Source organism: Congregibacter litoralis KT71 (assembly GCF_000153125.2).
GTDB classification, from domain to species: Bacteria; Pseudomonadota; Gammaproteobacteria; order Pseudomonadales; family Halieaceae; genus Congregibacter; species Congregibacter litoralis.
Map to the genome: position 1 here is coordinate 2,150,976 of NZ_CM002299.1, position 13,152 is coordinate 2,164,127.

A 13,152-nucleotide genomic window follows, 5' to 3' on the forward strand; every position below is an offset into this window, starting at 1 on the left:
AAGCGCAGACCCGCACTCTAGCAGGACCGATTCCATGAGCAACAACGTCCACAACATCAATGTCGCCTCACAGGACATATTGCCGACGCCGGCTGATCTGAAGCGCCTCGTCCCCTTGACAGAGGGCCTGGAGCGCGACGTCACCACCAGTCGGCAAACCGTCTTCGATATTCTGGATCGCAAAGATCCAAGACTCCTCGTGGTGGTAGGCCCCTGCTCTATCCATGACACCAGCGCTGCCATGGACTACGCGAAGCGTCTCCGCGCCCTGGCTCGGGAGTTGGATGACACACTGTTTATTGTGATGCGCGTTTACTTTGAAAAACCGCGAACAACCGTGGGCTGGAAGGGCTTGATCAACGATCCGTATCTGGATGATTCCTTCCGCATCGAGGAGGGCCTCACCATCGCACGCAGACTGCTGACCGATGTGGTCAGCCTGGGACTTCCCGTCTCCACGGAGGCTCTGGATCCAATTTCGCCCCAGTACCTCCAGGACCTCATATCCTGGTCTGCTATCGGGGCGCGAACCACGGAGTCGCAGACGCACCGGGAAATGGCCAGCGGGCTCTCTTCCGCCGTGGGGTTTAAAAATGGTACCGACGGCGGATTAACCGTTGCGGTAAACGCCCTGGGCGCCGCGTCCCAGTCTCATCGGTTTCTGGGTATCAACAGCCAGGGGCAGGTGTCGGTCTTCACAACGCGGGGCAACCCCTACGGGCATGTTGTCTTGCGCGGTGGGAGTACGGGACCCAATTACGATTCCGTGCACGTGACGCTGTGTGAGCAGGCCCTGGAAAAAGCCGGTATGCCGCAAAACATCATGGTGGACTGCAGTCATGCCAATTCCAACAAGGACCCTGCCCTGCAACCCCTGGTTGCTGAGAATGTGGCGAATCAGATTATCGGGGGTAACCGCTCGCTCATCGGCCTTATGATTGAAAGCCATCTCAAGGCGGGCAATCAGAGCATGGCGAGCAGCCTCAAAGACATGGAATACGGGGTTTCTATCACCGACGGCTGCATCGGTTGGGAAGATACGGAAAACTGTCTGCGCTCTCTGCGCGAGAAACTGAAGGATGTGCTTCCCGAGCGCGCGCGAGCGTCTTAAAGAGCGATCTAAAGACCGACCTAGTAGAACGCGTTGCTGCGATCCGAGTGATCGGTCATGTCCCGCACGCCCTTCAGCTGGGGTAGCTGGTCAAGGAGCGTCTTCTCCACGCCATCCTTGAGCGTCATGTCGACGGCGCTACAACCTTGACAGCCGCCACCGAAGCGCAGCACGGCAAATGCGTCATCTGTTACCTCTACCAGGGACACTTCGCCGCCGTGAGCGGCAAGGGAAGGGTTGACCTCGTTGTAAAGTACGTAATTGATGCGGTCTTCGATGGGAGAGTCGTCGCTCACCCGGGGCATTTTTGCGTTGGGAGCCTTGATGGTCAGTTGGCCCCCCATGCGGTCTGTGGAGTAATCCACCAAAGCGTCCTCAAGAAACGGCACGCTGCGGTTGTCCAGCCAGGCGGTGATTTTGTCAAAAGGCTGCTTTACGTCCTCATCGAGGACGTCGCCCTCACGACAATAGGCGATGCAGGTCTCTGCGCGCGCCGTGCCCGGATCGTTGATGAACACACGCACACCCAGAGCGTCCTCCTGTTTCCCCAGTAATTCCGCGAGGTATTCCTGTGCACTCTCTGTAATCGTCAGCATCGGCGTAATATCCACACACTTCCTGAGTAAATTAGTCAGGTATTATAACGAGACGTCGGTCCAGCGTCACTGTGTCACGGCAATTCATGTTTTGCCTCACCCTCACAGCGCCTAACGGCACTCATTCACTGGTAGACGCCGGACCTTGCTGCCAATGCTGCCAAAGCCGCAATCTGCTATCATCCCGCCCCGAATTTACCGGCGTTCCCCGTCCTTTTTTGCCGCGGGCGTCGGCTCCTGATTTTCTACGGATGTTTTAAAAAATGACAGCCTTTTTCCCCGTAACAGGTCCCCTTGCGGATGCCCTGAGCGAGCGCATTCTTATCATCGACGGTGCCATGGGCACCATGATTCAAGCCGAGGGCCTCGCCGAGGCGGACTACCGCGGGGAGCGCTTCGCCAAGCATGGAGGAGATTTAAAGGGCAACAACGACCTCCTGTCGATTACCCGTCCGGATGTCATAGAAAACATTCATCGTGCTTATTTGCAGGCGGGCGCGGACATCATCGAGACCAACACCTTTAACTCCACCGCCGTGGCGCTGGAGGACTATGGTCTTCAGGCCATTGCCCGGGAGCTGAATGAAACCTCGGCACGTATCGCGCGGAAGGCCGCGGATGAGGTGAGCGCTGAAACGCCCGACAAACCCCGGTTTGTGGCCGGTGTTCTCGGGCCAACACCGCGAACGGCCTCCATCTCACCGGATGTTAACGATCCCGGCGCGCGGAACATCGACTACCAGACCCTCAGCGAAGACTACGCCGAAGCAACCCGCGGTCTTCTGGACGGCAATGTCGATCTCCTCATGATCGAAACCATCTTTGACACGCTCAATGCCAAGGCAGCGATCTTTGCCATTGAAAAGGTGTTCGAAGAGCGTGGCGTGCGTATTCCCGTGATGCTGTCCGTCACCTTCCCGGACGTGAGCGGGCGCAACCTCTCCGGTCAGAGCCCCGAAGCGTTCTGGTTCTCCATCGCCCACGCCCGGCCCCTGGTTGTGGGAAGCAACTGTGGTCGGCGCTTTCAGGAAGTGCGGCCCTTTCTCGAGGAGCTGTCAAAGGCCACCGATGGCTATTTCAGCGCCCATCTCAATGCCGGACTGCCCAATGCCTTCGGTGAGTATGATGAGGCGCCGGAAGTTATGGCGATGGAGTTCAAAGACTTTGCCGAGCGTGGTTTTGTCAATCTGGTCGGGGGTTGCTGCGGCACCACGCCCGCACACATCCGGGCCATCGCCAACGCCGTCCACGGGATTCCGCCGCGCCCGCTGCCCGATAATCCAAAGGCCTGCCAACTTAGCGGCCTGGAGCCGTTTACCTTCTCCGCGGACAGTCTGTTTGTAAACGTCGGTGAGCGCTGCAACGTCACGGGCTCTGCCCGTTTCAAAAAGCTCATTTTGTCCGGCGATTACGAAGCCGCCCTGGATGTGGCGCGTACCCAGGTTGAGGATGGCGCGCAGATTATCGACGTCAACATGGACGAGGGCATGCTCGATGCCAAGGAAGCCATGGTCACGTTCCTGAACCTCATTGCTTCGGAGCCGGATATCAGTCGCGTACCGATCATGATTGATTCCTCGCGCTGGGAGGTCATTGAGGCCGGTTTGCGCTGCGTCCAGGGCAAGGCGGTGGTCAACTCCATCAGTCTCAAGGCGGGCGAGGAAGAGTTTCTGGAGCAGGCGGCACTTTGCCAGCGCTACGGGGCGGCGGTGGTTGTCATGGCCTTTGACGAGGATGGTCAGGCCGACACCGTTGCCCGTCGCCGCGAGATCTGTCAACGCAGCTGGGATCTTTTAAGAAATCGTCTGGATTTTAATCCTGACGACATTATTTTTGATCCGAATATATTTGCCATCGGTACGGGCATTGAGGCTCACAACAGCTATGCCGTGGACTTCATAGAAGCGACCCGCTGGATTAAAGAGAACCTGCCCGGCGCCAAGGTCTCCGGGGGCGTGTCCAATGTCTCCTTTTCGTTTCGCGGCAACAACCCCGTGCGTGAAGCCATTCACTCCGTGTTTCTGTATCACGCGATTCGCGCGGGTATGGACATGGGAATCGTCAACGCCGGGCAGCTTGCGGTCTACGACGAGCTCCCGGCGGAGTTGCGTGACGCGGTGGAAGACGTGGTGCTCAATCGTCGCGACGACAGCACCGAACGCTTATTGGATCTCGCAAGTAAGTACCATGCCGATGGACCGGCCTCGGTCCGCGTAGAGGACCTGGCCTGGCGCGATGAGCCGGTTAAAAAGCGCCTGGAATACGCCTTGGTTAAAGGCATCAATGGCTACATCGAAGAAGATGCCGAAGAAGCGCGGCAACAGGCCGATCGCCCCATCGAAGTCATCGAGGGGCCGCTCATGGACGGTATGAACGTGGTGGGCGACCTCTTTGGTCAGGGCAAAATGTTTCTCCCGCAAGTGGTGAAAAGCGCCCGCGTGATGAAGCAGGCGGTGGCTTACCTTCAACCCTACATCGAGGAAGAAAAAGCCGAGGGCAGCACTAACGGCAAGATTCTCATGGCGACGGTCAAAGGCGATGTCCACGATATTGGAAAAAACATCGTTGGTGTGGTGCTGCAGTGCAATAACTATGAGGTGATTGACCTCGGTGTGATGGTGCACTGTGAAGAGATCCTGCGCGTTGCCAGGGAAGAGAACGTCGATGTCATTGGCCTGAGTGGTCTCATAACACCGTCCCTGGACGAGATGGTGCACGTTGCCAGCGAAATGCAGCGAACGGGTTTCTCTGTGCCGCTAATGATTGGCGGTGCAACAACGTCCAAGGCACACACCGCCGTGAAGATTGAGCCCAATTACACAAACGACCTGGTGGTCTATGTCCCGGACGCATCCCGTAGCGTGTCCGTCGCCTCACAGCTCCTGGGAGAACAAAAAGAGGGGTTTGTCAGCGAGCGGCGCGAGGAGTATTTGCAGGTTCGCGAGCGCATGGCCTCGCGAAAGCCCAAGGCAAAGCGTCTGTCCTATGAAGAAGCTCTCGCGAACCGCGCAGTTTTCGACTGGTCGGCCTACACACCCCCTACTCCTACGTTTACGGGCGTGCGGGTTTTCAAAGATATCTCCCTGGCGGATCTTGTTGAGACCATCGATTGGACACCGTTTTTTATCACCTGGGAACTGGCGGGCAAATATCCACGCATATTGAACGATGACATCGTGGGCGAGCAGGCACGGGATCTGTTTGCTGATGCGCAGGCGATGCTGAAGAAAATCGTCGACGAGAACTGGCTGGAGGCTCGCGCTGCGGTGGGTTTCTGGCCTGCGCACAGCGATGGAGAGGACGTACTGCTGGATATCGATGGCGCTCCAGAGCCCACGAGGCTCCACCATTTGCGTCAGCAAACGGAAAAAGCGAACGGTGACCCGAACTTCAGTCTGAGTGATTTTATAGCACCGGAAAATGATTTCATTGGTGGTTTCTGTGTCACTACCGGCCATGGCGTTGCTAAGCGCGCTGCGGCTTTTGAGGCGGCGCATGACGATTACAGTTCGATCATGCTCAAAGCCCTCGCGGACCGCCTGGCCGAAGCGCTGGCGGAGCATATGCACCGACGCGTACGCCAGGAATTCTGGGCCTACGCACGGGATGAGGAACTCACCAACGAGGACCTGATCAAGGAGCGTTATCGAGGTATTCGGCCTGCGCCGGGGTATCCCGCCTGCCCCGATCACACGGAAAAACGCACTTTGTTTGATCTTCTGGACGCAGAGTCGCTCTGCGGCGTGAGCCTGTCAGACAATTACGCCATGGAACCCGCGTCGTCGGTCAGTGGCTGGTATTTCTCGCACCCCGAAGCCCGTTATTTTGCCGTAGGCAAAATCGGCGAAGATCAGTTGGAATCCATGGCTGCGAGAAAAAACAGCAAGACCGCAGAGCTCGCCAGATGGTTGGCACCCAATCTCGATTGAGGCTCCAGGCCACCACAGAGCAAGGATGAATACAATGAGCAGCAACAGCGGAGAGAACGTGGCTACGCCATCAAAAGAACAGGTTTTGGATAACGGTCCGGGGGCTGCGCCTGAGAAAGTGTCGGAGAGAGTGTCGGAGAGAGTGTCGGGCGCTTCCTCGAACCAGGTTGGAGAAAGCGCACCGGAGCCAGGAAAGCACGAAGGACAGGGAGATAACAGCTCCCACGAGCCTCTGAACCCCATGCAGGTGCTCAGCAGCGTCCTCGCGGCGGGCCTGGGTGTTCAAAGCAGTAAGAATCGTGAACGGGACTTCAAGCAAGGCCGAGCGGGCACGTTTATCGTGGCGGGCCTTTTGTTTACCGCCTTGTTTATCGGGACGGTCTATACCGTTGTGACTCTGGTTTTGAGCAATCGCTAGCGTCGAGGCCAACGGGGGCATGATGCTGAGCCTTGCTCTTAGTCTTGCTCTTTGCCTTGCTGTAAACCTGACTCTAGCCAGGCATACCCGCAAGCCAGAACGATACCGTAGCGACCACGACGGTCATAATGACAACGGTCGCCACCGCGTCTGCTTTGCTGTTTGACTTCTGCGGTCCGCTGGACGCCATCATAAAATCCCCTTTTTGGCTGTTTGTGCTACTCAGCTTTGCGATTGTTGTCAGCGCTTGTTCTGAGTTGCAGTAGTATGTGGTTTCGGGCTGTAGTTTGGGGCTGTAGTTCGAGCTATAGTTCGAACTAGAGTTCGAACTCTAGCTTCGATCTATCGTTTTGAGATAAATCTCTGTCCTGATTGACAGCACCTCACCCCGTAAACCGGAGCGGAGTTTAGCATTGGGAGGCACGACTCCCAAGAAAAACATGCAGCTTCGGCGATTCCTCCAGCCTGATTCCGACGCGACGGTCCGGATTTTGAGGCAGCGATTGCATTGGGATTAGAGCCCGTTGTACACCGCGGTTTCCATCTCAAAATAAAGCGCCGACGATGCCTGATCCGCAAACGGTAAAATCTGGCTGAGATAGGCGCCGCCGATGCCGTTCTGACGATCTATCCAGTAGTAGCTGTTAGCCAGTCCTGCCCACATCAGCGTCCCTGCGGGTCTTCCGGTGTAACCCGGTACCTCATTGATCTGAAAAGCCAGGCCCCAGGTCTTTGGATCGCCGGGAAAAAACTCGCCATCATTACTCATCGCCGGTACGCAGCTCTCCATGGGCAGTACCTGCAATGTTCCAATCTGGTTACGACACATGGCCTGCACCGTTTCCGTCTGTAACACCCGGATTCCATCGAGCTGGCCATCGTTCAGGATCATGCGGATGAATCGACCGAAATCGGCCATGGTGCCCTTTAATCCCCCGCCACCTTCGTCAAATTCACGCTCATCGGATTGCGCCGTGGGTATCGGCGACAGACGCCCGTCAGCTGAGCGGATATGAATATGCGCTGTGCGGGCAAACATCCCGTCGTTGTAATCGAAATGGGTATCGGACATATCCAGAGGCCCGGTGAGATGCTCGACAAAGTAGTCTTCCAGACGCATGCCGGAGGCTGCCTCCACGAGTTGCCCCGCCCAGTCCAAACCAATGCCGTAGCGCCACTGGGTGCCCGGGTCAAACATTAACGGCTGTCGCAACGCCGCCTTTTGCTGACTGCTGATATCCGGTGAACCGGTTGTCTGCAGCCATTGCAGCAGCGTTGAATCCCACATGTGATAGCTGTATCCAGAGGTATGGGTGAGAAGCTGACGCAGGGTTACCGGTGATGCCGGGGCGCGGGTTATTGGCTGACCCTGATCATCAAAGCCCGTGAGCACCTCCGCAGACCCGATGTCAGGGCAGACATCTCCCGCCGGCGCATCGAGGTGCAGAGCCCCTCTCTCGACCAATTGCATGGCCGCGGCAGCCGTGAGGGCCTTGGTCATGGAGAAAATCTTACCCACGGTATCCGACGTCATGGGGACACCGCTACCGACGGCCCGCTCTCCAAATCCTCCTTCGTAAAGCACTCCCTCGCGATTCACCACCACAGCGGTAACGCCGGGAGCGGCGCCACGATCAATGCCCTTTTGCAAAATACTGTCGAGACGGTCCTTCATCAAAGCCTGTCCTTGTTTTTCTAGTGAGATTTACGCGTGGAATTCCGACCTCGGGGAGACTGACAAAAAAGGCTCCGGGGCGCCATAACTAAATCATCCAAGCTTAGAAAAAACTGAGATAAAACAGCTCTCGCAGCTTTGGTAGAGTGCGCCCTCCTTCGCCGACAGCACTGCCATGTATCAGTACGACAATCTTGATCAGACCATCGTTGATGAGCGCGTCGCGCAGTTTCGCGATCAAACGGCGCGCTATTTAGACGGTGAGTTAAGCGACGCGGAGTTTTTGCCCCTGCGATTGCAGAACGGTCTCTATGTGCAGCGTTTGGCGCCCATGTTGCGTATCGCCGTGCCCTATGGGCTCATTAGCAGCATACAGTTGCGGGCCATAGCTGAGATCAGCCGTCGTTACGATAAAGGCTATGGGCACATAAGCACGCGGCAGAACATTCAGTTGAACTGGCCCCGGCTCGCCGACGTGCCGGACATTCTCGCGGACCTTGCCGCGGTGCAAATGCACGCCATTCAGACCAGTGGGAACTGCATCCGCAACACCACCACGGACCAATTCGCCGGCGTGGCTGCCGATGAGATCGTTGATCCACGACCCTACTGTGAGATTATCCGTCAGTGGTCCACGCTGCACCCGGAGTTCGCTTTCCTACCGCGTAAATTCAAGATAGCGGTAAACGGCGCTGAGGAAGACCGTGCCGCCATACACTTCCACGACATCGGCATTGAGCTGTACCGCAATGAGGCGAGTGCCGTGCGACTGAAGTTTCTTGTCGGTGGCGGGCTGGGCAGAACCCCCGTAGTGGGATCCATGATCCGCGACGATCTGGACCCCGCGGACATGCTGAGTTATCTCGAGGCTATCCTGCGCGTTTACAACCTCCACGGACGAAGAGACAACAAGTACAAGGCCCGCATCAAGATCCTTGTGAAGGCCATGGGTGTGGAGGCATTTAGCAACGCCGTCGACGCCGAGTGGGACTCCCATCGCGGCGGACCGAACACTTTGACTGAAGACGCCCTGGCTGCGGTCTCGGCGCACTTCACCGCCCCCGATTATGGGCTTGTGGATGGCTCTCAGGAATGCGCTGCGCTTAGGGAAGCCTGTGCAAGTGAGCCCCTGTTTGCGGCCTGGGTGAAACGTAACACGCAGGCTCACAGGCAGCCGGGGTACCGTGCGGTCACCGTTACCCTGAAAGCCACGGGGCAGCCTCCCGGCGACATCAGTGCAAGTCAGATGGACGCACTTGCCGATCTGGCTGACGCCTACTCCTTTGGTGAATTGCGGACTACCCATGAGCAGAACATCGTTCTCGCCGACGTGCGGGAAAGCGAACTCAGAGCTCTGTGGGACGCACTTCAGCCCCTCGGGCTTGCGGGTTCCAATGCGGGCTACATAACTGACATGATCTGCTGCCCCGGCGGCGATTTCTGCTCCCTGGCGAATGCAAAATCCCTGCCCGTCGCTCAGGCGCTACAGGAACGCTTTGAAAAAATGGATTACCAGTTTGATCTGGGCCCGATAGAACTCAATATCAGTGGCTGCATGAATGCCTGTGGCCATCACCACGTCGGCCATATCGGTATTCTCGGGGTGGATAAAAAAGGCCAGGAGTTCTACCAGGTCTGTATCGGAGGCTCCCAGGCGGGTACGGCGCAGGTGGCGAAGATTCTGGGACCTTCCTTCAGTCGCGCGGATTTGCCCGATGCCATCGAGTGGCTGCTCCAGCGCTATCTTGAGCTTCGCGACTCCGATGAGGAACGATTCCTGCAGGTTTATCAGCGATGCGGTGTTGAGCCGTTCAAGGAAGCGGTTTATGGACAGTCCTGATATGCCGTCAGGCACCGTATTGGCACCGGCAGCGCAAGAAGCCAGTACTCTGATGTTTGCAGACTGGCTGGAAGCCGGTGCGCCCGAGGATGCCTGGGTGATCGTTGGGGGCGATGACAATCTCTATGACCACCATGCGGCCTTGCTCCGGGTGCCCGGCATCTGCATCCGTTTCGAGGGTTTCATGGATGGACGGGGCTTCAGTCATGCGGCGAAGCTGCGTCAGCTGGGCTTCCCGGGGAAACTTATCGCCGGTGGCGATATTCTTGCAGACCAATGGGTCTATCTGCATCGCTGCGGCTTCGATGCTTTGGAAAATGATGGAGTGGCGGCAAGCGCCGGAAGCCTGCCCGGCTTTTCCGAGGCCTATCAGGCTGATGCACGGGAAACGCAGCCGCTCTTTCGCCGCAGGCGCAGCGCCTGACCCGCATCCCCCGTAGGCCATCCCGGGGGCCTGCTACAATCCAAACTCGTTTTTGATTCAGGGCGTTATGGATACGGGCTCCGTCACTTTTGCTTTTTTTCTGATCTTCAGCGGTGCTGCGGCACTCGCTTCCGTGGCCCTCTACACCCGGCAGCCGCTGATCATTGCCTATATCGCTCTCGGGGCGCTCATCGGACCCTCAGGCTTCAGCCTGGTCACGGATCTCCAGCAGCTTTCGGATATTGGGCACATCGGCATTATTTTTCTGCTCTTTCTCCTCGGTCTGGACATGCAGCCCCAGGCCCTGTTTGCCACGATCCGAAATTCCACGGTCGTCGGGCTGGTGAGTTCCGCTATCTTTTTTCTGGCGTCGTGGCTCCTCGCGAGTTTTTTCTTTGCGGAATATGGCGAGTCGGTGATCGTCGCCGTGGCAATGATGTTTTCTTCCACCATCATCGGTATCAAGCTCCTGCCGACGACGATTCTTCATCACAAGCATATCGGCGAAATGATGATCGGTCTTCTGCTATTGCAGGACTTACTCGCCATCATCGTGCTGGTGCTCATCATGGCCAGCGGAAGTGCCGAGGACGGAGAAGCCGCCTGGCACATCGTCAAGGTGCTGCTGGCGCTGCCACTTCTCGGCATGGCGGCCTGGGCCTTCGTGCGCTACGTGCTCCTGCGTCTGATCCAACGCTTCGACCGCTTTCACGAGTACATATTTTTACTGGCCATCGGCTGGTGCCTGGGCATGGCCGAGGCCGCCCAGCTGCTCGGTTTGTCCGCGGAGATTGGCGCTTTTGTTGCCGGCGTCAGCATCGCCACCAGCCCTATTTCCCAGTACATTGCTGTCAATCTAAAGCCTCTTCGCGACTTTTTTCTTATTCTCTTCTTCTTCGCCGTCGGGGCGCGTTTTGACCTCGCTATGCTTCAGCAGGTCTGGATGCCCGCGCTGTGTCTGGCGCTGCTGGTGCTGGCAATGAAGCCCCTGACCTATCGTTTGCTTCTCAAGGGCGTCAGTGAACGCAGCAGTCTCGCCTGGGATTTGGGGTTTCGTCTGGGACAGGCCAGTGAGTTTTCTTTACTCATCGCCTACATCGCTTTCGATGCCGGTCTTCTGGGGCTGGAGGCATCCCTGACGATTCAGGCGGCTACCATCATCACCTTACTGGTATCGTCTTACATCGTGGTCCTCAACTACCCTACCCCCATCGCCATCAGCGATCGTTTGCGCAGAGATTAGTTACATTGCCCATGAAAGGCCTCTAGCGATAAATAGAGGAAAGCCTCCAGCGACAAAAGCCTTTAGACATAAAAAAGCCCTTAGCCATAAAAAAGCCGGCTTACGCCGGCTTTAGATTCACGTTCTTTCGTGCAGAAGACGCTAGATCTGTGCTTCGAGCTCGGGCAATGCCTCGAAAAGATCTGCGACCAGGCCGTAATCCGCCACCTGGAAAATCGGCGCATCCTCGTCCTTGTTAATGGCCACGATCACTTTGGAGTCTTTCATACCCGCAAGGTGCTGAATCGCCCCGGAGATACCCACGGCAATATACAGATCCGGCGCGACGATTTTGCCTGTCTGACCCACCTGCATGTCGTTGGGCACAAAACCGGCATCAACGGCGGCGCGCGATGCGCCAATGGCTGCACCCAGCTTATCCGCAATGCCATCGAGGAGCTTGAAGTTGTCTCCGTTCTGCATGCCGCGCCCGCCAGAAATTACCACCGACGCTGCGGTCAGCTCAGGACGATCGGATTCTGCGATTTCCTGGCTGACAAAGCTTGAGATACCCGCATCGTGAGCGGCGTCTATTGCCACGAGCTCCGCACTGCCACCCTCCGCCGCAACGGCGTCAAAGGCCGTGGTGCGAACGGTGATGACTTTCTTGGCATCACTGCTCTGGACCGTCGCAATCACGTTACCCGCATAAATGGGACGCTTGAAAGTGTCCGCAGATTCAACGCTGATGATGTCGCTGATTTGTGCGACGTCGAGCAAGGCCGCAACGCGGGGCATGATGTTCTTGCCATTGCTGGTGGACGCTGCGAGAACGTTATCGTAGTCGGCGCCGACTTCTGCAATCAACAAACTGACGTTCTCTGCCAGCTGCGTGGCGTAAGCCGCTTTGTCTGCAGTGAGCACCTTGCGAATGCCCGGTACTGCCTGGGCCGCAGCCGCCGCGCCACCGCAATCCGCACCGGCTACCAGAATATCAATATCACCACCCAAAGCCTGCGCCGCGGCGACGGTGTTCAGGGTGGCAACGTTAAGGCTGCTGTTGTCGTGTTCTGCTACAACGAGAGTACTCATTAAATCACCTTCGCTTCGTTTTTCAGTTTGTCGACCAGCTGTTCCACGGACTCTACCTTGATGCCCGCGGAGCGCTCCGGTGGCGGCTCAACCTTGACAAGGGTCAGATGCGATGTGACCTGCACGCCCAGTTCATCGGGGGTCAACACGTCCAGAGGCTTCTTCTTTGCCTTCATGATGTTGGGCAGAGACGCGTACCGGGGTTCGTTCAAACGCAGATCCGTTGTAACGATAGCCGGCAAATTCAGACTGATGGTCTGCATGCCGCCGTCAACTTCCCGGGTCACGGCGAGCTTGTCACCATCGACCTTGATCTCGGAGGCAAAGGTGCCCTGAGGCATGCCTGCCAGAGCGCCCAGCATTTGTCCCGTCTGGTTGTTGTCGCCATCGATGGACTGCTTGCCCATGATGATGAGATCGGGAGATTCTTTTTCTACGACGCCCTTGAGCAGCTTGGCAATGACCAGGGGCTCGGGGTTACCCTCGACCTCAACCTGGATGCCGCGGTCCGCCCCCAGGGCAAGAGCCGTACGAATCTGCTCCTGGCAGCTCTTCTCGCCGATGGAAACAGCAACAATTTCCGTGGCCGTGCCCGCTTCCTTGAGACGCACCGCTTCCTCTACCGCAATCTCGCAGAACGGATTAATGGACATCTTGACGTTGTTCAGATCGACGTCTGAACCGTCGGCCTTGGCGCGCACCTTGACGTTGTAGTCGACGACACGCTTGACTGCGACGAGAACCTTCATACTTTCTCCCATACCGGGTTGATCGGGGTTAAACGAACTTCAGGAACTGCGGAACCGCTGCTCCCTGGAAAAAACGCGGGCAAATGGTGCCGCTAT

Annotated in this window: 11 protein-coding genes; 6 read left to right on the plus strand and 5 right to left on the minus strand. The window is 57.2% G+C overall.

Annotated elements, in window-relative coordinates; all coding sequences use genetic code 11:
* Window positions 1-34 precede the first annotated feature (34 nt).
* Window positions 35-1,111 carry a 3-deoxy-7-phosphoheptulonate synthase gene (locus KT71_RS09905; RefSeq protein WP_008295547.1) on the plus strand — a complete coding sequence of 359 codons (1,077 nt, stop codon included), beginning with the start codon at window positions 35-37 and terminating at the stop codon, window positions 1,109-1,111.
* Between the two features lie 20 nt (window positions 1,112-1,131).
* Here KT71_RS09905 and nfuA read toward each other — a convergent pair whose 3' ends face one another.
* On the minus strand, window positions 1,132-1,707 hold the full coding sequence (gene nfuA, locus KT71_RS09910) for a Fe-S biogenesis protein NfuA (protein WP_008295545.1): 576 nt from the start codon (window positions 1,705-1,707) through the stop codon (window positions 1,132-1,134).
* 263 nt (window positions 1,708-1,970) lie between these two features.
* Between nfuA and metH the strand changes: the two genes are divergently transcribed.
* Together metH and KT71_RS21480 are read left to right on the plus strand one after the other, a co-directional pair.
* A complete protein-coding gene (gene metH, locus KT71_RS09915) occupies window positions 1,971-5,636 on the plus strand; it encodes a methionine synthase (RefSeq protein WP_008295544.1) in 3,666 nt (1,221 codons plus the stop codon).
* Between the two features lie 34 nt (window positions 5,637-5,670).
* The gene (locus tag KT71_RS21480) at window positions 5,671-6,054 is read left to right on the plus strand and encodes a DUF2970 domain-containing protein (RefSeq protein WP_008295543.1); all 384 of its coding nucleotides are present in this window, start codon (window positions 5,671-5,673) and stop codon (window positions 6,052-6,054) included.
* A 73-nt stretch (window positions 6,055-6,127) separates the two neighbouring features.
* Here the strand turns inward: KT71_RS21480 and KT71_RS20835 are convergent, their stop codons facing one another.
* Together KT71_RS20835 and KT71_RS09925 are read right to left on the minus strand one after the other, a co-directional pair.
* Window positions 6,128-6,247 carry a hypothetical protein gene (locus tag KT71_RS20835; RefSeq protein ID WP_023659556.1) on the minus strand — a complete coding sequence of 40 codons (120 nt, stop codon included), beginning with the start codon at window positions 6,245-6,247 and terminating at the stop codon, window positions 6,128-6,130.
* Between the two features lie 321 nt (window positions 6,248-6,568).
* Window positions 6,569-7,729 carry a serine hydrolase domain-containing protein gene (locus KT71_RS09925; RefSeq protein ID WP_008295541.1) on the minus strand — a complete coding sequence of 387 codons (1,161 nt, stop codon included), beginning with the start codon at window positions 7,727-7,729 and terminating at the stop codon, window positions 6,569-6,571.
* 175 nt (window positions 7,730-7,904) lie between these two features.
* Here KT71_RS09925 and KT71_RS09930 point away from each other — a divergent pair, with 175 nt between their 5' ends.
* From KT71_RS09930 to KT71_RS09940, 3 genes are all read left to right on the plus strand, one after another.
* Complete coding sequence (locus KT71_RS09930) at window positions 7,905-9,569, plus strand: nitrite/sulfite reductase (RefSeq protein ID WP_008295540.1); 1,665 nt, start codon at window positions 7,905-7,907, stop codon at window positions 9,567-9,569.
* The gene (locus tag KT71_RS19695) at window positions 9,556-9,993 is read left to right on the plus strand and encodes a DUF934 domain-containing protein (RefSeq protein ID WP_008295539.1); all 438 of its coding nucleotides are present in this window, start codon (window positions 9,556-9,558) and stop codon (window positions 9,991-9,993) included. Before KT71_RS09930 ends, KT71_RS19695 begins: the two co-directional genes overlap by 14 nt.
* Window positions 9,994-10,060: 67 nt before the next feature.
* Window positions 10,061-11,236, plus strand: coding sequence for a cation:proton antiporter domain-containing protein (locus KT71_RS09940; RefSeq protein ID WP_008295538.1), 1,176 nt, complete (start codon window positions 10,061-10,063; stop codon window positions 11,234-11,236).
* A 141-nt stretch (window positions 11,237-11,377) separates the two neighbouring features.
* Here the strand turns inward: KT71_RS09940 and KT71_RS09945 are convergent, their stop codons facing one another.
* Window positions 11,378-12,307, minus strand: a complete 930-nt coding sequence (locus tag KT71_RS09945; RefSeq protein ID WP_008295537.1) for an electron transfer flavoprotein subunit alpha/FixB family protein — start codon at window positions 12,305-12,307, stop codon at window positions 11,378-11,380.
* A complete protein-coding gene (locus KT71_RS09950; protein WP_008295536.1) occupies window positions 12,307-13,056 on the minus strand; it encodes an electron transfer flavoprotein subunit beta/FixA family protein in 750 nt (249 codons plus the stop codon). Before KT71_RS09950 ends, KT71_RS09945 begins: the two co-directional genes overlap by 1 nt.
* Window positions 13,057-13,152: the final 96 nt, after the last annotated feature.